We start from the raw sequence: 21,157 nt of genomic DNA on the forward strand, positions 1-21,157 counted from the left end.
AGCCGGTTCTCAGAGCGGGCGCGCAAGGTGTGGAACATGACCGCGACCTCGCCCCAGGGGCGTACCGAACTGCTGAGGCCGGACGGGAGCCCCGTCCGGGTCCTCGTCGTGGACGACGAACAGTCGATCACCGAGCTGCTCTCCATGGCCCTGCGCTACGAGGGCTGGCAGATCCGCAGCGCCGCGGACGGGATGGGCGCGGTGCAGACCGCGCGCGAGTTCCGGCCCGACGCCATCGTGCTCGACATGATGCTGCCCGACATGGACGGCCTGTCCGTGCTCGGCCGGCTGCGGCGCGAGCACCAGGACGTGCCGGTGCTGTTCCTGACCGCGAAGGACGCCGTCGAGGACCGGATCGCCGGGCTCACGGCCGGCGGCGACGACTATGTGACCAAGCCGTTCAGCCTGGAGGAGGTCGTCGCCCGGCTGCGCGGGCTCATCCGCCGCTCGGGCGCGGCCGACCGGCGCAGCGAGTCCGTGCTCGTCGTGGGTGACCTGACGCTCGACGAGGACAGTCACGAGGTGTCGCGCGGCGGGGACGGCATCCATCTGACCGCCACCGAGTTCGAGCTGCTCCGCTATCTGATGCGCAACCCGCGCCGGGTCCTGAGCAAGGCGCAGATACTGGACCGCGTCTGGAGTTACGACTTCGGCGGCCAGGCCAACGTCGTGGAGCTGTACATCTCGTACCTGCGCCGGAAGATCGACGCCGGGCGCGAGCCGATGATCCACACGCGGCGCGGCGCCGGATACCTCATCAAGCCCGCTGTCCCCGTCGCTTCATGAGCAGGCCGCGGCAGCCGCGCAGCCTGCGCAAGAGGCTCGTCATCACGGCTGTCGCGCTGATCGCCCTGGTGTGCGCCGTCATCGGAACGGTGACCACCATCGCGCTGCACACCTATCTGTACGACCAGCTCGACAAGCAGGTGCGCGGCGCGGTCGTCCAGTCCGCCGGCGGACCCGGTCCGGAGCGGCAGGCGCAGAACCTGAACTTTCTCGGCGGTCCGAGCAGGCCGGGCACCATCGGCGCCCTCGTCGAGTCCGACGGAAGCGTCACCGAGGCCGCGAAGAGTGTCGCCGACCGGGACAATCCGATCGTCCCGCTGACGGACGCGCAGATCACCGCGCTGGAGAGCGTGCCGCAGGACGGGGAGACGCCACACAGCGTCAGCGTGCCCGGGCTCGGCGACTACCGGATCGCCTCGAAGCCGGGCGGAAACACCATGGTCGGCCTGCCCGAGACCGAGGTGCAGGACACCCTCAGCACCCTTGTCGTCGTCGAGGTCAGCGTCACCGCGGCCGGTCTCGTCGCCGCGTCGCTCGCCGGCGCCGCCATGGTCGGCGTAGCTCTGCGGCCCCTGCGTCGCGTCGCGTCCACCGCGACCCGCGTCTCCGAACTCCCCCTGCACAGCGGCGAAGTGGCCCTCCACGAACGGGTCCCCGACACCGAGGCCGACCCGCGCACCGAGGTCGGACAGGTCGGCGCCGCCCTCAACCGCATGCTGGACCACGTGAACGGAGCGCTGGAGGCGCGCCAGCAGAGCGAGACGCGCGTGCGCCAGTTCGTCGCGGACGCCAGCCATGAGCTGCGTACACCCCTCGCCTCGATCCGCGGTTACGCCGAGCTCACCCGGCGCGGCCGGGAGGAGACCGGGCCCGACACCCGGCACGCGCTCGGCCGTATCGAGTCCGAGGCCCACCGCATGACCGGGCTCGTCGAGGACCTGCTGCTGCTCGCGCGGCTCGACTCCGGCCGCCCCCTGTCGTACGAGGCGACCGACCTGTCGCCGCTGGTCGTGGACGCGCTGAGCGATGCCCGCGCGGCCGGTCAGGACCACGCGTGGCGGCTCGAACTGCCGGACGACCCCGCTCTCGTGCTCGCCGACGGACCGCGCATCCACCAGGTGCTCGTGAACCTCCTGGCCAACGCCCGTACGCACACGCCGCCGGGCACCACCGTGACCGCGCGCGTGCACCGGCACGGGCCGTGGGTCTGCCTGGACGTCCAGGACAACGGCCCCGGCATACCGCCCGAGCTGCTCCCGCACGTCTTCGAGCGGTTCGCGCGCGGCGACACCTCCCGCTCCCGGGCCCACGGCTCGACCGGTCTCGGCCTCGCCATCGTGCAGGCGGTCGCGGCCGCGCACGGCGGCGCGGTGACCGTCAACAGCGTGCCCGGCCGGACCGTGTTCACCGTCCATCTGCCGGCGTGTGCCGAACCCGTCACGCACTCACAGGCGGGCCACAGTCTCACCACACAGGTCTGACAGGGCAGTTGGCGAATGTCGGTGTCATGCGAACCGACTCTTCTCCGGGCACCGACCCCTCCCTGGGGGTGCTGCCGGCACGGGAGCACCTCCCGGCCGGCGTGGGCGATGCACCGGTTCTGGACGTAGTGATCCCGGTCTACAACGAGGAGCGGGACCTCGGTCCCTGTGTGCGCAGGCTGCATCAGCACCTCGTCGGGACCTTCCCCTACCGCTTCCGCATCACGATCGCGGACAACGCGTCCACGGACGCGACCCCGGACGTCGCCGCCGCCCTGGCGGCCGCGCTCCCCGAGGTGCGGAACGCCCGCCTGGAGCAGAAGGGCCGCGGGCGTGCCCTGCGCACCGTCTGGTCCGCGTCCGACGCGCCCGTCCTCGCCTATATGGACGTCGACCTGTCCACCGACCTCAACGCGCTGCTCCCGCTGGTCGCGCCCCTGATCTCGGGCCACTCGGACCTGGCGATCGGCTCGCGCCTCGCGCGCAGTTCACGCGTCGTGCGCGGGCCGAAGCGCGAGTTCATCTCCCGTGCCTACAACCTGATCCTGCGCGGCTCCCTCCAGGCCCGCTTCTCCGACGCCCAGTGCGGCTTCAAGGCGATCCGGCGCGATGTGGCGCGGGTCCTGCTGCCGCTCGTCGAGGACAGCGGCTGGTTCTTCGACACCGAGATGCTCGTCCTGGCTGAGCGGGCCGGGCTGCGTATCCACGAGGTCCCGGTCGACTGGGTCGACGACCCGGACTCGACGGTGCACATCGTGAAGACGGCCACCGACGACCTCAAGGGCGTGTGGCGCGTGGGCCGGGCGCTCGCGGTCGGCGCGCTCCCCCTGGACCGGATCGCCCGCCCTTTCGGCGACGACCCGCGCGACCGCCAGGTCCCGGGCGTGCCACGGGGACTGGCCCGCCAGCTGGTCGGCTTCTGCGTCGTGGGCGCCCTGTCGACCCTCGTCTATCTGCTGCTCTACTCCGGATTCCGTACGTTCACGGGGTCGCAGGTCGCCAACGCGCTGGCCCTGCTCGTCTCGGCCGTCGCCAACACGGCCGCCAACCGGCGCCTCACCTTCGGCGTCCGCGGCCGGGACCGGGCCGTCCGCCACCAGGCGCAGGGCCTCGTCGTGTTCGCGATCGGGCTCGCCCTGACCAGCGGCTCGCTCGCCGCGCTCGGCGCCGCCTCCGCCGACCCGGCGCACTCCACGGAACTCGCGGTGCTCGTCGCCGCCAACCTCGCGGCGACGGTGCTGCGCTTCCTGCTCTTCCGGGCCTGGGTGTTCCCCGAGCCGCCCGCCGCCGCGTCGCTGCCCGTACCCGGTGCGCCGGACGCCTCCCGACCTACGTACGACCACGAACTGAGGACCGGACGATGACCCAGCCCCACCTCCCCGCCGCCGCACCCGCGCTGCCACCGCCCCCGGCCGCACCGGCCGTTCAGGGCCAGGGCCACGGCCGCCCGAAGCAGCCCCCGCTCACCCGGGTCTGGCGCGGCCGGTCCGACGACCCGCGCTGGGCGCGCCCCGCGTTCCTCGGCCTGCTGCTCGTCGTGGCACTCGCCTACCTGTGGAACCTGAGCGCCTCCGGTTACGCCAACTCCTTCTACTCCGCTGCCGTGCAGGCCGGGAGCCAGAGCTGGAAGGCGATGTTCTTCGGCTCGCTCGACTCGGCCAACGCCATCACCGTCGACAAGCCCCCGGCGTCGCTGTGGCCGATGGCGCTCTCGGTGCGGATCTTCGGCCTCAGCTCCTGGGCGATCCTCGTCCCGCAGGTCCTGATGGGCGTGGCGACGGCGGGCGTCCTGTACGCGGCCGTGCGGCGCCGGTTCAGCGCGGCGGCCGGGCTGCTCACCGTGGCGGTGTTCGCGCTCACGCCCGTCGCCGCCCTGATGTTCCGCTTCAACAACCCGGACGCCCTGCTGGCGCTCCTGATGACCGTCACGGTCTACTGCGTCCTGCGCGGCATGGAGAACGGCCGGACGAAGTGGCTGGTGTGGGCGGGCGTCGCCGTCGGCCTCGCGTTCCTCGCGAAGACCCTGCAGGCGTTCCTGATCCTGCCGCCGCTGGCCGTCCTGTACGCGGTGTTCGCACCGGGCAGGCCGCTCAAGCGGATCGGACAGCTGCTGCTCTCCGGGCTCGCGATGGTCGTCGCGGGCGGCTGGTGGGTCGCGGTCGTGGAGCTGTGGCCCGCGTCCTCGCGCCCGTACATCGGCGGCTCCCAGAACAACTCGTTCCTCGAACTGACCTTCGGCTACAACGGGCTCGGCCGGATCAACGGCGAGGAGACCGGCAGCGTCGGCGGCGGTGGCGGAATGGGCGGAGGCGGCAGCCAGTGGGGCGAGACCGGCATCGACCGGATGTTCAACTCCGAGATCGGCAGCCAGATCTCCTGGCTCCTGCCGGCAGCGCTGCTGCTGCTCGTCGCCGGTGTCGTCGTCACCTGGAAGGCGCGGCGCACCGACACGGCACGCGCCGCGTTCCTCGCGTGGGGCGGCTCGCTGGTGATGACCATGGTCGTCTTCAGCTTCATGGCCGGGATCTTCCACCAGTACTACACGGTGGCCCTCGCCCCCTACGCCGCCGCGCTCGTCGGCATGGGCGCGAGTGTGCTGTGGGAGGAGCGGGCCAGGTTCACGGCGTCCGCCGCGCTCGGCGTCACGGTGGCGGTGACGGCCGTGTGGTCGTACGTCCTGCTGAACCGGACGCCCGACTATGTGCCGTGGCTGCGCTGGGTGATCCTCGTCTGCGGCGTCGCGGCGGGCCTCGGCATCGCCGTCGCGGGCCGGCTGAACCGTCAACTGGCGCTCGGCGCCGCCGGGGTGGGCCTGGTGGCCGCGCTGGCCGGGCCGACCGCGTACACCATCAGCACGCTCGACACCGGGCACAGCGGGTCGATCGTGACGGCCGGTCCTGCGGGGGCGAGCACGATGGGCGGCCGGGGCGGCGGCCCCGGTGGCGGCGAAGGCGGCATGCGCGGCGGCGGGATGCAGCCGCCCGGCCAGGGGCGGCAGGCCGGCCAGGGCGGGCAGGCCGGCGGCATGGGCCAGCCCCCGACCGGCGGCATGCCCGGCCAGGGCCAGAATCAGGGCACAGGCAACGGCAAGCAGCAGGGCGGCACCGGCGCCATGCCCGGCGGCACCGGGACGATGCCGGGCGGCGCCGGCATGGGCGAACGCGGTTTCGCGGGCGGCATGGGCGGCGGCGGAATGGGCGGGCTCCTCAACGGCGCCCAGGTCAACGCCAAGGCCAAGGCCCTCGTCGAGAAGAACGCGGACGACTACACCTGGGCCGCCGCGGCCATCGGTTCGCAGAACGCGGCGAGCTACCAGCTCTCCACCGGCAAGCCCGTCATGGCGATCGGCGGCTTCAACGGAAGTGACCCGTCCCCGACGCTCGCCCAGTTCAAGAGCTACGTCGAGGACGGGAAGATCCACTACTTCATCGGCGGCGGCATGGGCGGGATGGGCGGCGGCAGCGGCTCCGCCTCCAAGATCCAGTCCTGGGTCGAGAAGAACTACACGAAGGTCACCGTGGGCAGTGCGACCTTCTACGACCTGACGCAGCCGAAGTCCTAGGCCTGCCCTAACTCCTGTTCAGCGACAGATCGGCGACAACCGGGCGGTGGTCCGAGGCGAGAGTCTCGGCCACCGCCGCGTCGTGTACCCGGACGCCCTCGCCCACCGCGACGTAGTCGATCCGCTTGACCGGGTTCGCCGCCGGGAAGGTGTACGCCCCTGGGTCGGCCGGTGTCAGCTCCTTCCACAGCGGGGCGAGTTCGGGGGCACCCGGCTCCGCGTTGAAGTCGCCGAGCAGGATCTGGCGGTCCTCGGGTGACGTACGTTCCCCGGCCATGATCCTGCGGGTGTCGGCGACCTGCGCCGCCCGTACCGACGGGTCGGACCGGTAGTCGAGGTGCGTCACGAAGACCTGGACCGGCACCCCGCGCACCTTCAGCTCGACCTCCCCGAAGCCGGGGGCGGGCGCCGGGACCGGGTTCGGGTCCTGCGTCGACAGGCGGGTGATCTCGTGGTTGACGGCGCCCCGGACCGGATACCGGGACAGGATCGCGACCCCGTACTCGCGGCGCGGCCCTCCCTCCACGACCGGGGCGAGGCTGTAGATCGGCGCGAACGACACATGCATCCCGAGCCGGTCCGCCAGATCCTTGGCGAGATCCCGGTTCTGGCTGCGCGTGTCCCAGTGGACGTCGACCTCCTGGAGCCCGATGACGTCGGCGTGCAGGGCGCGCAGCGCCGCCTCCTGGCGGTCGAGATCGAAGACGTTGTCCATGCCGGAACCGGCGTGGATGTTGTACGTGGCGATGCGCAGCGGGACGGGCGGTGGTCCCCCGGCGGCCTGCGCTTGCGGCGCGGCGGCGAGTCCCCCCAACAGTGCGGCGGCGAGCAGAACTTGCGGTGTGCGGCGGTGCTTGGACATCCGACCCCTCACTCGTCAGGTTTCAGGCGGGAGAACGCTAGCGGGTGTCAGGCGCCGAAAAGTGACTTGGCCGCCGCACGCGGACGGCTATACGGTGTACGACGCCACTCGACGTACACCGTATAGGGGAATCTGAACATGACGGCGACGACCGCCGAGAACTCAACGGCCGCCACCGGCGGCGGCCATCCGCAGCGCTGGCTGATCCTCGGCGTCATCTGCCTCGCCCAGCTCACCGTGCTGCTCGACAACACCGTCCTGAACGTGGCGATCCCCTCCCTCACCCGGGAGCTGGACGCCTCGACCTCCGACATCCAGTGGATGATCAACGCGTACTCGCTGGTCCAGTCGGGTCTCCTGCTCACCGCGGGCAGCTCGGCCGACCGTTACGGACGCAAGAAGATGCTCGCGGCCGGGCTCGTCCTGTTTGGCGCCGGATCGCTGGTCGCCGGACTCGCCCAGTCCACCGGCCAGTTGATCGCCGCGCGCGCCGGCATGGGTGTCGGCGGCGCGCTCCTGATGACCACCACGCTCGCCGTCGTCGTGCAGATCTTCGACGACACGGAGCGCGTCAGGGCGATCGGCCTGTGGGCCACCGTGAACTCCCTCGGCTTCGCCGCGGGCCCGCTCATCGGCGGCGTCATGCTCGACCACTTCTGGTGGGGCGCGATCTTCCTGATCAACATCCCGGTCGCGGTGATCGGCCTGATCGCCGTCCTCGCGCTCGTCCCCGAGTCCAAGAACCCGCTCGGCGACCGGCCCGACCTGGTCGGCGCGCTCCTGTCCACGGTCGGTATGACGGGCGTGGTCTACGCGATCATCTCGGGCCCGCAGCACGGCTGGACGTCCGCGCACGTCGGCTTCTCCGCGCTGGTCGGCCTCGTGGTCCTGGCCGCGTTCGTCGTGTGGGAGCTGCGGATCCCGTACCCGATGCTGGACATGCACTTCTTCCGCAACCAGCAGTTCACCGGGGCCGTCGCCGGCGCGATCCTGGTCGCCTTCGGCATGGGTGGCTCGCTCTTCCTGCTCACCCAGCACCTCCAGTTCGTGCTGGGCTACGGGGCCCTGGAGGCCGGTCTGCGCACGGCGCCCATGGCGCTGACGGTCGTCGTCCTCAACCTCACCGGCGTCGGCGCGCGCATCCTGCCGAAGCTCGGCACCCCCGCGACGATCGCCACCGGCATGTCGTGTCTCGCGGCCGGCCTCGCCGCGATCGCCCTGCTCGGCGGGGACTCGTACGGGGGCATGCTGCTCGGCCTCGTCGTGATGGGCGCGGGCATCTCCGTCGCCATGCCCGCCATGGCGAACGCCATCATGAGCGCGATCCCGCCGGAGAAGGCGGGCGTCGGCGCCGGAGTCAACGGCACGCTCGCCGAGTTCGGCAACGGTCTCGGTGTGGCCGTCCTCGGCGCCGTGCTGAACTCCCGGTTCGCCGCGCTCGTATCCGTCTCCGCGGCCTCGCTCCCGGCGGCGCTCGCCGCGGCGAAGTCGGGGGCGGAGCGGGAGCGGATCGCGGACGCGTTCTCCTCCGGCCTGGAGACCAGCCAGCTGGTCGGCGCGGTCGCCGTGCTCGTGGGCGGCCTCCTCGCCGCGGCGTTGCTCAGGAGGGCGGAGCGGGCAGACTCAGCGGTGAAGGCCGCGGCGTAGCTGCACTTAGCATCGGTGGTGGCGGACCGGGCCATTCCGGTCCGCTGCCGGAACCGGGCCGGTACGAGGACTTTGGGAAGGTGCGCCATGGCGAAGGCAGCCGACCGTGCGGGGCGTCCGGCGCGGACGAGCGTCTGGCTGGAGGGCAAGACGCCGCGTACCCGCAGGAGCGAGGCGCCCAGCACGCTCGACCGGGAGCGGATCACCGCGGCCACGGTGAAACTCCTCGACGCCGAGGGCCTCGCCAAGTTCTCGATGCGGCGCCTCGCGGCCGAGCTCGGCGTGACCGCGATGTCCGTCTACTGGTACGTCGACACCAAGGACGACCTCCTGGAGCTGGCCCTCGACCGCGTCTTCGGCGAGATGGAACTGCCCGAGCCCGCGGCGCCGGGCGGCGACTGGCGCACCCCGCTGAGGCAGCTCGCCGGGGTGTACCGCGCGAGCCTGGTACGCCACCCCTGGACCTCCCCGCTCACGGGCCACTTCCTCAACATCGGCCCGCACTCGCTGGCCTTCTCGCGCCAGGTGCAGCGCATCATCGAGGACACCGGCCTCAACCTGCAGGGCCAGCGGGGCGCGATCGCCGCCGTCTTCCAGTTCGTGTACGGGTACGGGACCATCGAGGGCCACTTCGTACAGCGCTGCGCGGACGCCGGGATGACCCAGGACGAGTACTACCACCACGCGATGGGCGCCTTCGGCAAGCTGGCCCCGGAGATGGCCGAGGACTACGAGAACGCGCGGGCGCTGATGGCGGGCACCGAGGGCCACAAGGTGGAGGACATCCGCGAGGCCGACTTCCAGGTGGCGCTGGACCTGCTGGTGGCCGGCATCGACACGATGGTCGCCGCCCAGCAGCAGCCCTCGCGCTAGAGCGCGTGTCAGGCCAGGTGCTCAGGCCAGGTGCGCCGGGAATCCGCCGGTCGCCACGGGGCCCCAGCGTTCGGGCGTGATCCGGATGATGGACTTGCCCTGCTTGAGCATCGCCGCGCGATATTCGTCCCAGTCCGGGTGTTCGCCCGAGATGTTGCGGAAGTACTCGACCAGCGGCTCGACCGACTCGGGCGAGTCGATGACCTCCGCGGTGCCGTCGATCTGCACCCACGGGCCGTTCCAGTCGTCGCTCAGGACGACCACGCTCACCCGCGGATTCCGCTTGGCGTTACGGGTCTTGGCGCGTTCGGGATAGGTGGAGACGACGATCCGCCCGGAGTCGTCGACCCCGCAGGTCAGGGGGGAGGCCTGCGGGGTTCCGTCGGTCCGGGCGGTCAGCAGGAGCGCGCGGTGGCGCGGGCGGACGAAGTCGAGCAACTCGTCGAGGGACACACGGGTGTTGGTCGCGATGCTGGGTGCCATGTCCAGCACCCTACGACGGCCGGCGGCGCCCGCGCTCGAACCCCCGATCACGCCTGGGGCAGCGTGTCTCCCTGCACGGCCTGGATGTTGAGCTCCACCTTCAGCGTCGTGCCGATCGCGGAGATGCCCGCCTGGACGACCTGGTTGTAGTTCATCGCGAAGTCCTCGCGCTTCAGCTCGGTCGTCGCCCGGAACGCCGCCCGGGTGCCGCCCCACGGGTCCGCGCCCGTGCCGAGGTAGCTGAGGTCCAGGTCCACGGGCCGTACGACGCCGTGCAGCGTCAGCTCGCCGTGCACCGTCCAGCGGTCGGACCCCGCCGGCTCCAGGCCGGTCGAACGGAACGTGATCTCCGGAAACGTCTCGACGTCCAGGAAGTCGGGCGTCTTCAGGTGCCCGTCCCGCATGCCGTTGCCCGTGTCGATGGAGGACGCCTTGATGACCGCCTCCACCCGCGACTTCTCCACGTCCTGGGCGATCTCGATCCGGCCGCCGAACTCCGTGAACCGGCCGTGCACGCTCGAGATGCCGAGGTGCTGCGCGACCGCGCCCACCGAGGAGTGCACCGGGTCGATCGTCCACGGTCCGGGCGGCGGCAGTTCCGCGCCGCCCTGCCGGGCGAGGACCACCGTGCCGACGTCGGCACGGCCGCTCGCCGTCACCATCGCCGTGGACGCCGTCGGCGCGTAACCGACCGCCGTCACGATCACCACGTACGGGCCCGGGGTCAGGGTCACCGCGTCGTGCACGGCCCCCTCGTCGTCGGCCTCGGCCCGCAGCACCTGCGCACCCGTCATGTCGGTCACCGTCACGACGGCGTGCGGCAGAGCCCATCCGTCCCTGGTACGGATCCGCGCGCTCAGTCCCATGCTTCTCCCTTGCGCCGAATACCGGCGCCGCTCTCGCGGACGTGGTCGCCCGCCGCTGGGGCCCTCAATCGATGGCTGAGGCCCCTTGGTCGATGGCCCGTAAACGGGCCGGACCCCGGTCCGGTGGCGGCCGGCCGTCCCCTGCCGTAGTGCCGCCACCGGTTCCGGGGTCCTTTTCCCACTACCGGGCGGGGGCGCGTCTCCGCTCGAAGCGCGCCCCTGCCCGGGGTCGTCACTCGCCGGGGTGGGCGAGCGTGATGTCGTGGCCCTCGGCGCCGCCGCCGTTGACCGTCAGACCGGTGGCCACCGGCGGGTAGCCGGTCGCGATGACCGTGTACTCGCCGCTGTCCAGGTCGGTGAAGGCGTACGCGCCGTCGTGACCGGTCGTCGCCGTGGCGACCACGTTGCCCGCCGCGTCGACGAGCGTCACCCGCGCGTCGTTCAGCGGACCGCCCGCGGCCCGGACCACACCGGCGACCTGCGCACCGGAGTGCAGCCCGATCTCGACCCGGGTGACCCCGGTGCCGCCGACCTCGACGGGCAGCGCGAGCGGACGGTGTCCTGCCGCGGTGACCGCCACGGTCACCGCACCCGGGACCAGCTCGGCGAAGGTGAACTCGCCCTGCTCGCCGGAGAGCCCGGTGGCGAGGACGTCACCGCGGACGTCGGTCACGATGACCATGGCGCCGGGAACCGGCAGCTTGCTGTCCACGGACTTCACGACGCCGCTCAGACCGCTGGTGCCGCTGAGCAGGATGTCGTACGTGACCGGCTCCTCGCCGACGACGACCGTGGAGGCCTGCGGCTGGTAGCCGTCGGCCGAGGCGATCAGGACGTACGAACCCGCGCCGGGGGCGTCGAGGCCGTAGGCGCCGTCGCCCTGGGAGACCGCGCGGCCCAGCTGGCGTCCGCCGAGCGAGATCAGCGTGACCGCGGCCCGCGGGACCGGGGCGCTCTCGGAGCCGCGGACGAAGCCGCGGACCGGGGTGCCGCCACCGGTGGACGCCGTCGCCGGGACGCTGCCCGCCGTCGTGACGACCGCCTGGAGACGCTGGGTCGCGCCGTCCGAGGACGGCCCGGAGACCGCGCCCGCCATGGCCGGAACCAGCTCCTCCGCCTGGGGAGCGCCGGCACCCGCGACCGCGGGCACCTCGGCCTCGGCCTCGGCGGCCGGAACAGCCTGGGAGTTCGACGTACGCAGCGGAATCTCCTTGATGAACAGCGTGGCGATGAGCGCGAGCAGCGCGATCGGAGCGGCGATCAGGAAGACGTCCGCGATGCCGTGCCCGTACGAGCTCTCCATGATCGTGCGCAGCGGCGCGGGGAGCTTGTCCAGGTTCGGGATGGCGCCGCCGCCGGTGCCGCCGTGGCCCAGGGCGGCGCCCTTGGGACCGAGGTCGGTGAGGCCGTCCTTGACGTAGTGCGTGATGCGCGTGGCCATGATCGAACCGAGCGCCGAGACACCCATCGCACCACCGAGGGAGCGGAAGAAGGTGACCGTGGAGCTGGCCGAACCGATGTCCTCCGGAGCGACCTGGTTCTGGGTGCAGAGCACGAGGTTCTGCATCATCATGCCGATGCCGAGACCCATGAGCGCCATGAAGATCGCGACGTGCCAGTACGGGGTGTCGTAGCGGATCGTGCCGAGCAGGCCGAGGCCCGCCGTGATGAGCACGCCGCCGGAGACCAGCCACGCCTTCCACTTGCCGGTCTTGGTGATGACCTGGCCCGCGACGGTCGACGAGATGAACAGGCCGCCGATCATCGGGATCGTCATGACACCGGACATCGTCGGCGACTTGCCGCGCGCCAGCTGGAAGTACTGCGAGAAGAACACGGTGCCCGTGAACATCGCGACACCCACGAAGAGCGAGGCGATCGAGGCGAGCGTGATGGTGCGGTTGCGGAAGAGCCGCAGCGGGATGATCGGCTCCGCGGCCTTGGTCTCCACGAAGATGAAGATCAGCGCGAGGACGACGGCGCCGCCCACCATCGCGCCGGTCTGCCAGGAGAGCCAGTCGTACTTGTCGTCGGCGAAGGTCACCCACAGGAGCAGGGTGCAGACCGCGGCGGTGATGAAGAAGGCACCGGCCCAGTCGACCTTCACGTTGTCGCGCTTGACCGTGGGGAGCTTCAGCGTCTTCTGCAGGACGATGAGCGCGATGATCGCGAACGGCACACCGACGTAGAAGCACCAGCGCCAGCCGAGCCACGAGGTGTCGGTGATGACACCGCCGAGCAGCGGGCCGCCGACGGTGGCGACGGCGAAGGTCGCACCGAGGTAGCCGGAGTAGCGGCCCCGCTCACGCGGGGAGATCATCGCGGCCATGACGATCTGCGCGAGGGCGGACAGACCGCCGACGCCGATGCCCTGCACCACGCGGCAGGCGATCAGCATGGTCGGGCTCTGCGAGAGGCCGGCCACGACCGAGCCGCCCACGTAGACGATCAGGGCTATCTGTACGAGCGCCTTCTTGCTGAAGATGTCGGCGAGCTTGCCCCACAGGGGCGTCGTCGCGGTCATCGCGAGCAGCGAGGCGGTGACGACCCAGGTGTAGGCGGACTGGCCGCCGCCCAGGTCGCCGACGATCTCCGGAAGGGCGTTGGTGACGATCGTCGACGACAGGATCGCGACGAACATGCCCAGCAGCAGCCCGGACAGCGCCTCCATGATCTGCTTGTGTGTCATCGGAGCGCCGCTGCCGGGGGCTGCGCCTCCATGCTTGGCGTGGCTGCCCCGCACACCTGCCGGTGTGGTTGTTGCCATGGGGTTCCTTTACTTAAGCGGGTGTACGGGTGGTCTCTTCGGTGGCGTCCGGAAGTGCCTGCACGAGCCCCGGTGTGTACCGGCAGTCGCCGAAGCTGTCGCGGAGCCGGCTCATCATCGCGATCAGCTGCCCGACCTCGTCGTCGGACCAGTCGCTCAACCGGTAGGCGAGCAGTTCCGTCGAACGCTCGGAGAGCAGTTCGATCTGCTTCAGGCCCTGATCGGTGAGGCTGAGGATGCGGGAGCGCTTGTCTGCGGGGTCGGGCGACCGGTCGATCCAGCCGCGATCGGCGACGTGCGCCACGTGGCGGCTGGTCACGGACATGTCGACGGCGAGCAGTTCCGCCAGGCGGCTCATCCGCATCTCGCCGTACCGGCCGAGGAGCATGAGAACCGCGGCCGAACCGGCCGGACAGTCGTGCGGCAGGGACCGCTGGAGGTCTCGTTTGACGGCACCGAAGGCACTGAACTGTCGGGCGAGCTCTTCGTACTGACTCTGCTCCGCCACGGCACCTCCTACATTCGTTGCTTAGGGCAACCATAGAGACAGTTGGTTGCCGCAGGCAAACTAAAAGGGGTGTACGAGCCTAAAAACCCGGTAAAGGGGAGGGGTTGCACATGTAAAGTCGCAGCTCAGCATGGGTATGGCATTGCCCGCACGTATTCGCTAGGGTCCTTCCCCATGGCACACAACCCCCAGGGCCCGGCCCCCGAAGGCAACTACGACCCCGCGGGGAGCACCCAGATGTTCCGCGCCTTCGTCGACGAACCGGCCGCGCAGACGCGCCAGCAGGCCGCCCCGGCGAAGTCGGGACCCGGCGCGGGTCTGATCATCGGCATCGTGCTCGCCGTCGTCATCGTGGCCGGCGTGGCCTGGCTGGCCCTCAAGTAGGTCGCTGCGGCTCTCGCCGGAGAGCCGTCCACTTCCATTCACCGGAGAGCCGCTCACATTTCCGTTACCGGAGAGCGGCTCACTTCCATTTGACGGAGACGTCCCGCGTCTCCACGTGCATGCCGAGCGGCACCCGCCAGGCGTCGACGCACACCGTCCAGGTCTTCTTCTTCCGCTTCCCCGCGCCGATCGGCACGGGGAGGTCCTGGGTGGACTCGACGGTGGCCCAGTCGATGCCGAGCGCGCCGATGATGTGCGTCCCGAACGTCACCGTGCCCGAACGCACCGCGGCACCACCGGTGTTGACCATGTCCAGGGTCACGTCCTCGCACCACCGCTTGTCCGCGGCCTTGCGCTCCGGGTCCCCGACCTTCAAGGCGGCGGGCCCGCTCGGGGTGCCGGTGCCGGGGGCGGATGGTGTGGTCGTCGCCCCGCCACCGGAGGCACTGCTGCTGGAGCCACTGCCTCCGGACCCGCTGCCTCCGGACCCGCCCGCGCTGGTGGACGGCTGCCCGGACCCGTCGGGTCCCGATGCTTCGGCTGTCCCGGAGCCAGTGCCCGTACGCGCCTCCGCTCCAGCCCCGGCGCCCGTATCCCCCGAACTGCCGCCGCCAGGGGACTTGTCGCCGCCGCCACCTTCGCCGCTGCCCGTCCCGGACTCCGACGGGCCCGGCGGATCCGAGGCGGCCCCGTCCAGCGGCACCAGCTCCACGTCACCGGTCGGCGCCACCGTGCGTCCCGGCGTCCTGTCGGGCGTGGCGCCGGCCGCGCCGACCGCCACGTAACCGTCCCCGCCGCCGGAACTCCCGCACGCCGCAAGGAGACCGCCCAGGCAGACCACGGCCGCCGTCGCGCCCGTCAGGGCGCCCCGGCGGCCGCGTATCGATCCTCGTCGCATCGCGCCAGTGTGTCTGACGGTCCGTCAATTCGGAACCCCGTCAACGGCACCGGCGCCGCGTACGCTGCCTCAGTCGGCGATCAGGCCTTCCCTGAGCTGCGACAGGGTCCGCGTGAGCAGGCGCGACACATGCATCTGCGAGATGCCGACCTCCTCGCCGATCTGCGACTGCGTCATGTTCGCGAAGAAGCGCAGCATGATGATGCGGCGCTCGCGCGGCGGAAGCTTGGCGAGCAGCGGCTTGAGCGACTCGCGGTACTCCACGCCCTCCAGGGCGGTGTCCTCGTAGCCGAGGCGGTCCGCGAGCGAGCCCTCGCCGCCGTCGTCCTCGGGCGCCGGGGAGTCGAGGGAGGAGGCGGTGTAGGCGTTGCCCACCGCGAGCCCGTCGACCACGTCGTCCTCGGAGACGCCGAGCACCGCGGCCAGCTCGGGCACGGTCGGCGAGCGGTCCAGCTTCTGGGCCAGCTCGTCGCTCGCCTTGGTCAGCGCGAGGCGCAGCTCCTGGAGGCGGCGCGGCACCCGCACCGACCAGGACGTGTCGCGGAAGAAGCGCTTGATCTCGCCGACGACGGTCGGCATCGCGAACGTCGGGAATTCCACGCCGCGTTCGCAGTCGAAGCGGTCGATCGCCTTGATCAGGCCGATCGTGCCGACCTGGACGATGTCCTCCATCGGTTCGTTACGGCTGCGGAAGCGCGCCGCCGCGTACCGGACCAGCGGGAGGTTCAGCTCGATGAGGGTGTCCCGCACGTAGGCACGCTCGGGGCTGTTCTCGTCGAGTGCGGCGAGCCGCAGGAAGAGGGAGCGGGACAGGGTGCGGGTGTCGATGGCTTCGGAAGCCCCGGATACAGGCGAGCTGTGAAGCACGTCGGGCGCGGACGCGCTCTTGCTGAGCGTGAGCACCTTCGAGCTGCCCTGGTCTGCGGACATGCCACCCCCTTGAGGTCGCGGACGGTCGCGGCGGGCGCTCCCGTCTGGAAGGAACGCAGCCTCCACCTGAATACCGGAGGCGGGGCTGCGGCAAACGCGGTTCCAGCAGAATGTCACATGTCGGCAACACGCTGTAGTGACATGTCGACATGGATGGGGTGAATCGGTGCAGGAAAAGGGGGGTGTGGCGGGGAACTGACGTATTTCGGCGAGGAAGTGCCGGAAAGGGCACTCCACCCGTTCCGGTTACGCTTCGATCCTGTTTGCGGATCTGAGCCGCGCGAAGCTTCTGGCCAGCAGTCTTGACACATGCATCTGGGAAACGCCCAATTCCGCGCTGATCTGTGACTGCGTCAGATTGCTGTAATAGCGCAGCAGCAGGATCCGCTGCTCACGCTCGGGCAGCTGGACGAGCAGATGCCGTACGAGATCGCGGTGTTCGACGCCGTCGAGTTCCGGGTCCTCGTAGCCGAGCCGGTCGAGGAGGCCGGGCATCCCGTCGCCCTCCTGGGCCGCCTCCAGCGAGGTCGCGTGGTACGAGCGCCCGGCCTCGATGCACGCCAGGACCTCGTCCTCGGCGATGCGCAGGCGCCCGGCGATCTCCGCGGTGGTGGGGGTGCGCCCGAACGCCGTGGTGAGGTCCTCGGTCGCGCCGGTCACCTGCACCCACAACTCATGGAGCCGGCGCGGCACGTGGACCGTGCGCACGTTGTCGCGGAAGTAGCGCTTGATCTCGCCGACGACGGTCGGCATCGCGAACGTCGGGAACTGCACGCCCCGCTCGGGGTCGAAGCGGTCGATCGCGTTGATGAGCCCGATCGTGCCGACCTGGACGACGTCCTCCATCGGTTCGTTGCGGCTGCGGAAACGGGCCGCCGCGTAGCGCACGAGCGGGAGGTTGGCCTCGATGAGGGCGGCGCGCACCCTGGTGTGCTCGGGAGTCCCCGGCAGCAGGTCCTTGAGCTGGGCGAAGAGGACCTGGGTGAGCGCGCGGGTGTCGGCGCCCCGGCTCTTCGCGGGCGGTGCTTGGGGCGCTGTACTGGCCGGCACGGTCAACGCCACCTCTGTCTCTGTCAGCTCGTCCGTCTACTCATCCGTCAAAAGCGGTCATAGCATCACAAGACAGGTGCACTGTGTGCAAGCACCGCATAACCACGTGTTGAAGGGCAAGTTGGGGCATAAGGCACAGAAAGGCCCTTCACCGTTCCGGTGAAGGGCCGCATTGCCGTGCGATTGGCTCAGAACTCGTAGTCCGCGATCACCCACGTGGCGAACTCGCGCCACTGCGCGACGCCCGCCTGGTGCGCCGGGTGCTCGATGTACCGCTTGAGCGCATCGGTGTCCTCGACCGCCGAGTTGATGGCGAAGTCGTACGCGATGGGGCGGTCGGTGATGTTCCAGTCGCACTCCCAGAACGTCAGCTCCGGGATCTGCCCGCCGAGTGCGCGGAAGGCCTTGACGCCCTCGACGACGCGAGGCTCGTCGCGCTCGACGCCCTCGTTGAGCTTGAAGAGGACCAGATGGCGGATCACGGGCACTCCTTGCAGACGCTTACGAGGTAGCTCAGTTCCCGCCGCCGTTGACGACCCAGGTCATGAAGTCGCCGATGCTCTGAGCAGCGGTCGAGACGCCCTCGAAGCCTATCTGGACGTAGTCCGCGGCCTTGGCCGGGTCCGTGATGATCACGTAGAGAACGAACACGACGACGACGAAGAGACCTATTTTTTTCGTCTGCACCACGCTCTGGCCTCCCCGTGCCCGTGTGACCCCTGTTGCCGGGCGTGAGTGTATCCCGGACGTCTGTTCAGCTGGTTATCCGGTTTTTCCCGCCAACGGCCCTGCGGGCGGGGCGTTTTGCCCGATCGGTCTGCGTGCGGCTGGACATGGTCGGACATGCAGAACGCCCCTCTTCTCCGGTGACCCGGGGAAGAGGGGCGTTGTCAGCGGTAGCGGAGGGATTTGAACCCTCGGTGAGTTTCCCCACACTCGCTTTCGAGGCGAGCTCCTTCGGCCGCTCGGACACGCTACCGAGAGAGATCCTAGCCCAAGTTGGGCCGTGGTCTGAAATCCGTATCCGGGAGGCCCGTCACAGGCCCGCCCGCGGGGCGTCCGGCGTCCCGGCTAGCGGTCCCGGAAGAAGGACGTGAGCTGCTGCGCGCACTCGTGTGCGAGTACGCCCTCGATCACTTCGGGGCGGTGGTTGAGGCGCCGGTCGCGGACGACGTCCCACAGGGACCCGGCCGCCCCGGCCTTCTCGTCGCGCGCCCCGTAGACGACCCGGTCGACCCGGGACTGCACGAGGGCACCCGCGCACATCGTGCACGGCTCCAGGGTCACGACGAGCGTGCACCCCGTGAGCCGCCACTCCCCGAGCGCCGCGGCCGCCCGCCGGATCGCGAGCACCTCCGCGTGCGCGGTCGGGTCCCCGGTCGCCTCGCGCTCGTTGTGCCCCGAGGCGAGCACGGTCGTGCCGTCCGGGGCGAGCACGACGGCCCCCACGGGCACGTCACCGCCCTCGGCGGCGAGCCGCGCCTCCCGGACGGCGAGGCGCATGGCCTGCCGCCAGGGGTCGCGTACGGGGTCCGGTGCCTGTTCTGCGGTGCTCACGGGCGGAATGTAGCCGACCGTGGCCGGCACCGGCATCGTCGTGGAGAAATGGACGAATGATGGACGGGCGGGACCTATCGGACCGTTTCGAGGACCTCCGCCGCTCCCAGGACCTCGGCGATCTCGCTGAGGGCGTCGTTGGGGTCGAGGGCGAGGAGCTCCTTCTCGGAGACTCCGAGGTCGGCGAGGATCAGCCGGTCCCCGATCGGGCCCGGGGGCACGGCCTCGGCGGTGGCGCCCGCCGCGTCGTCGTCCCCGGCCTCGTCCTCGTCGGCCGGGTCGGGCTCGCCGTCCTCGGTCCCGTCGAGGTCCAGGGCATCCAGCTCGTCCTGGTCGGGATCCTTTCCGAGCAGTTCGTCGGTGAGCAGGATCTCGCCGTACGAACTCCGGGCGGCCGCTGCCGCGTCGGAGACGTAGATACGAGGATCCTCCTCGCCGTCCACACGGAGGACGCCGAACCAGGCGTCCTCCTGTTCGATGAAGACGAGCACTGTGTCGTCCTCGGCACCGCCGGCCAAGGCTTCACGGGCCAGGTCGGTCAGATCCGACAGGGCCTCCACGTCGTCGAGCTCTGTATCGCTCGCTTCCCACCCGTCTTCGGTGCGCGCGAGCAGTGCGGCGAAGTACACCGTGACTCTCCCACTGGTCTCAGGTGTGCCGGTTGGAGTTCCCCCCGGCGGACTCGGGAGGCGGGGTGTGCAGTTCCGAGCCCCGCCCAATCGGAATCGTGGCAGAAACCATCGCTTCAGGAGAGGTCTTCCGCCCGCTGTGTTCGCGCGGCGTCACCAGCGGAACGTGCGCATGCGCATCTGCTGCCGCATTCGTGCCGCCCTGGCACGGCGTGGGCGGACCCGGTCGCGCAGCTCGCGCGCCTCCCGGAGTTCCCGCAGGAACTGGGCTCGGCGCCGCAGGCGCTCGTCCTCGGTCCCCTCCCGCTCCGGGTCCTGTCCCCGGTCGTGCTGTCCCTGTTCCGGCATAGGCACACCACCTCAGTCCGCCATTTCCACGTTCCCTCCGATGGCGGGTTTGATGCCAGCACGAGTGCGGCCCGGACCCGGTTACTGTTGAGGACATGCGGATCCACGTCGTCGACCACCCGCTGGTGGCGCACAAACTCACCACGCTGCGCGACAAGCGCACCGACTCCCCGACCTTCCGGCGTCTCGCCGACGAGCTGGTCACCCTGCTCGCCTACGAGGCCACCAGGGACGTGCGCACCGAGCAGGTCGACATCGAGACCCCGGTCTCGGGCACGACCGGCGTGAAGCTCTCCTACCCGCGGCCCCTGGTCGTGCCGATCCTGCGGGCCGGTCTCGGCATGCTCGACGGCATGGTGCGGCTGCTGCCGACCGCCGAGGTGGGCTTCCTCGGCATGGTCCGCGACGAGGAGACGCTCCAGGCGTCCACGTACGCGACGCGCATGCCGGACGACCTGTCCGGGCGCCAGGTCTACGTCCTCGACCCGATGCTGGCCACCGGCGGCACGCTCGTCGCGGCGATCCAGGAGCTGATCAAGCGCGGCGCGGACGACGTGACGGCCGTGGTGCTGCTCGCCGCCCCCGAGGGCGTGGAGATCATGGAGCGCGAGCTCGCCGGCACGCCGGTGACGGTCGTGACGGCCTCGGTCGACGAGCGGCTCAACGAGAACGGCTACATCGTCCCGGGCCTCGGCGACGCGGGCGACCGGATGTACGGGGCGGCCGAGTAGCCACCCCGTACGGGACCCCTCACGGGATCTCGGCCGTTCGGTTCAGCAGTTCAGCGGTTCAGCAGTGCTTCTTCGATGTGGCGGGCGTCGGTGAGGGCTTGGCCAGTGCGGCCAGGGCCTTGTCGGCGTCCGCCTTCGTCGTGAGCTGCTTGAACGAGGTGCCGATGATCAGGTCGACCTCGGCCGGCTTGGCGCGCGTGTCGGTCTTCAGCTCGGCGCCGGAGAGCTGCGTGCCGACGACCGGCAGCGCGGCATCGGTGGCGCCCTTGGCGCCGAGCAGCAGCCCGGGGCCCTTGACCTTCTTGTCGTACGCCTTCGTCGCGTTGCCCACGTCGCCGATCGTGAAGCCACGTTTCTTCAGCTCGTCCGCCGTCTGTTTGGCGAGGCCGCTGCGGGGCGTGGCGTTGAAGACGTTGACCGTGACCTGGCCGGGCTTCGGCAGGATATTCGAGCTCGCGGATGCGGAGGTCTTCGTCCGGCAGTCGCCGGTGGCGCCCGCGGCCGAGGCCTTGTCACCGCCGCCGGTGAAGACGTCGATCAGCTGCAGAGTGCCCCAGCCGATCAGGCCGACCGCCACGACGGAGGCGACGACGGCGAGCACGATCCTGCTGCGCCCGCGGCTCCGGCGCATACGCGGATATTTGTCTCCCGTGATGCGGTACTTGCCGCCCATGCCGGGGGGAGTGAGCATGCTCATGGGCGCAGCGTAGTGCGCCCCGGCGGTGATTCCTACTAAATGATCATTGGCCCGCGCCAGGTACTACCCGAAAGGGTCAACGCGGGCTCATGGCCCGC

General features: G+C 70.6%; 22 protein-coding genes and 1 tRNA gene. 8 read left to right on the forward strand and 15 right to left on the reverse strand.

The annotated features are described in order from the left end of the window. Positions 1-36 precede the first annotated feature (36 nt). The 4 genes from OG758_RS26110 to OG758_RS26125 are packed head-to-tail and all read left to right on the forward strand — an operon-like array spanning position 37 to position 5,829. A complete protein-coding gene (locus tag OG758_RS26110; RefSeq protein ID WP_266562461.1) occupies positions 37-786 on the forward strand; it encodes a response regulator transcription factor in 750 nt (249 codons plus the stop codon). Beyond that, the gene (locus tag OG758_RS26115) at positions 783-2,267 is read left to right on the forward strand and encodes a sensor histidine kinase (protein ID WP_326712193.1); all 1,485 of its coding nucleotides are present in this window, start codon (positions 783-785) and stop codon (positions 2,265-2,267) included. The genes OG758_RS26110 and OG758_RS26115 overlap by 4 nt, the downstream gene beginning before the upstream one ends. 26 nt (positions 2,268-2,293) lie before the next feature. Further along, positions 2,294-3,631, forward strand: a complete 1,338-nt coding sequence (locus OG758_RS26120) for a bifunctional glycosyltransferase family 2/GtrA family protein (RefSeq protein WP_326712194.1) — start codon at positions 2,294-2,296, stop codon at positions 3,629-3,631. Then, positions 3,628-5,829, forward strand: a complete 2,202-nt coding sequence (locus tag OG758_RS26125; protein ID WP_326712195.1) for an ArnT family glycosyltransferase — start codon at positions 3,628-3,630, stop codon at positions 5,827-5,829. The genes OG758_RS26120 and OG758_RS26125 overlap by 4 nt, the downstream gene beginning before the upstream one ends. Before the next feature lie 7 nt (positions 5,830-5,836). Here OG758_RS26125 and OG758_RS26130 read toward each other — a convergent pair whose 3' ends face one another. Continuing rightward, positions 5,837-6,691 carry an endonuclease/exonuclease/phosphatase family protein gene (locus tag OG758_RS26130; protein ID WP_326712196.1) on the reverse strand — a complete coding sequence of 285 codons (855 nt, stop codon included), beginning with the start codon at positions 6,689-6,691 and terminating at the stop codon, positions 5,837-5,839. 138 nt (positions 6,692-6,829) lie between these two features. Here OG758_RS26130 and OG758_RS26135 point away from each other — a divergent pair, with 138 nt between their 5' ends. Next, complete coding sequence (locus tag OG758_RS26135) at positions 6,830-8,338, forward strand: MFS transporter (RefSeq protein WP_326712197.1); 1,509 nt, start codon at positions 6,830-6,832, stop codon at positions 8,336-8,338. An 87-nt stretch (positions 8,339-8,425) separates the two neighbouring features. Next, positions 8,426-9,211, forward strand: a complete 786-nt coding sequence (locus OG758_RS26140; RefSeq protein WP_326712198.1) for a TetR/AcrR family transcriptional regulator — start codon at positions 8,426-8,428, stop codon at positions 9,209-9,211. Positions 9,212-9,232: 21 nt separating this feature from the next. Here the strand turns inward: OG758_RS26140 and OG758_RS26145 are convergent, their stop codons facing one another. The 4 genes from OG758_RS26145 to OG758_RS26160 form a co-directional block, all read right to left on the reverse strand. Further along, positions 9,233-9,694, reverse strand: coding sequence for a PPOX class F420-dependent oxidoreductase (locus OG758_RS26145; protein WP_326712199.1), 462 nt, complete (start codon positions 9,692-9,694; stop codon positions 9,233-9,235). Positions 9,695-9,741: 47 nt separating this feature from the next. Beyond that, positions 9,742-10,560, reverse strand: a complete 819-nt coding sequence (locus OG758_RS26150) for a YceI family protein (protein ID WP_326712200.1) — start codon at positions 10,558-10,560, stop codon at positions 9,742-9,744. A gap of 232 nt (positions 10,561-10,792) precedes the next feature. Next, on the reverse strand, positions 10,793-13,327 hold the full coding sequence (locus OG758_RS26155) for an MFS transporter (RefSeq protein ID WP_326712201.1): 2,535 nt from the start codon (positions 13,325-13,327) through the stop codon (positions 10,793-10,795). Between the two features lie 13 nt (positions 13,328-13,340). Continuing rightward, positions 13,341-13,835 carry a MarR family winged helix-turn-helix transcriptional regulator gene (locus OG758_RS26160; RefSeq protein WP_266562484.1) on the reverse strand — a complete coding sequence of 165 codons (495 nt, stop codon included), beginning with the start codon at positions 13,833-13,835 and terminating at the stop codon, positions 13,341-13,343. Positions 13,836-14,009: 174 nt separating this feature from the next. Between OG758_RS26160 and OG758_RS26165 the strand changes: the two genes are divergently transcribed. After that, positions 14,010-14,219, forward strand: a complete 210-nt coding sequence (locus OG758_RS26165) for a hypothetical protein (RefSeq protein WP_266562486.1) — start codon at positions 14,010-14,012, stop codon at positions 14,217-14,219. Positions 14,220-14,298: 79 nt separating this feature from the next. Here OG758_RS26165 and OG758_RS26170 read toward each other — a convergent pair whose 3' ends face one another. From OG758_RS26170 to OG758_RS26210, 9 genes are all read right to left on the reverse strand, one after another. Beyond that, complete coding sequence (locus tag OG758_RS26170) at positions 14,299-15,117, reverse strand: hypothetical protein (RefSeq protein WP_326712202.1); 819 nt, start codon at positions 15,115-15,117, stop codon at positions 14,299-14,301. A 69-nt stretch (positions 15,118-15,186) separates the two neighbouring features. Beyond that, on the reverse strand, positions 15,187-16,047 hold the full coding sequence (locus tag OG758_RS26175; RefSeq protein WP_227295863.1) for an RNA polymerase sigma factor SigF: 861 nt from the start codon (positions 16,045-16,047) through the stop codon (positions 15,187-15,189). Positions 16,048-16,293: 246 nt separating this feature from the next. Then, positions 16,294-17,109 carry an RNA polymerase sigma factor SigF gene (locus tag OG758_RS26180; protein ID WP_266569338.1) on the reverse strand — a complete coding sequence of 272 codons (816 nt, stop codon included), beginning with the start codon at positions 17,107-17,109 and terminating at the stop codon, positions 16,294-16,296. 176 nt (positions 17,110-17,285) lie between these two features. Then, positions 17,286-17,579, reverse strand: coding sequence for a Dabb family protein (locus tag OG758_RS26185; protein WP_116512179.1), 294 nt, complete (start codon positions 17,577-17,579; stop codon positions 17,286-17,288). A gap of 31 nt (positions 17,580-17,610) precedes the next feature. Further along, positions 17,611-17,787, reverse strand: a complete 177-nt coding sequence (locus tag OG758_RS26190; protein WP_116512180.1) for a hypothetical protein — start codon at positions 17,785-17,787, stop codon at positions 17,611-17,613. 204 nt (positions 17,788-17,991) lie between these two features. Further along, positions 17,992-18,076: transfer RNA gene (locus OG758_RS26195), tRNA-Ser, on the reverse strand. 92 nt (positions 18,077-18,168) lie between these two features. Then, positions 18,169-18,690 carry a tRNA adenosine(34) deaminase TadA gene (gene tadA, locus OG758_RS26200; RefSeq protein WP_382060366.1) on the reverse strand — a complete coding sequence of 174 codons (522 nt, stop codon included), beginning with the start codon at positions 18,688-18,690 and terminating at the stop codon, positions 18,169-18,171. A 38-nt stretch (positions 18,691-18,728) separates the two neighbouring features. Beyond that, positions 18,729-19,283 (reverse strand): tRNA adenosine deaminase-associated protein, encoded by a 555-nt coding sequence (locus tag OG758_RS26205; RefSeq protein ID WP_326712203.1) that lies wholly within the window; start codon positions 19,281-19,283, stop codon positions 18,729-18,731. Between the two features lie 153 nt (positions 19,284-19,436). Then, positions 19,437-19,631, reverse strand: a complete 195-nt coding sequence (locus tag OG758_RS26210) for a hypothetical protein (RefSeq protein ID WP_266562496.1) — start codon at positions 19,629-19,631, stop codon at positions 19,437-19,439. 95 nt (positions 19,632-19,726) lie between these two features. Here OG758_RS26210 and upp point away from each other — a divergent pair, with 95 nt between their 5' ends. Beyond that, the gene (upp, locus tag OG758_RS26215) at positions 19,727-20,362 is read left to right on the forward strand and encodes a uracil phosphoribosyltransferase (protein WP_266672158.1); all 636 of its coding nucleotides are present in this window, start codon (positions 19,727-19,729) and stop codon (positions 20,360-20,362) included. Between the two features lie 58 nt (positions 20,363-20,420). On the opposite strand, the gene OG758_RS26220 is transcribed toward upp, so the two are convergent. Continuing rightward, a complete protein-coding gene (locus OG758_RS26220; protein ID WP_326712204.1) occupies positions 20,421-21,059 on the reverse strand; it encodes a LytR C-terminal domain-containing protein in 639 nt (212 codons plus the stop codon). Between the last annotated feature and the right edge of the window lie 98 nt (positions 21,060-21,157).

This window comes from Streptomyces sp. NBC_01474, from assembly GCF_035918215.1.
Classification (GTDB): Bacteria; Actinomycetota; Actinomycetes; order Streptomycetales; family Streptomycetaceae; genus Streptomyces; species Streptomyces aureus.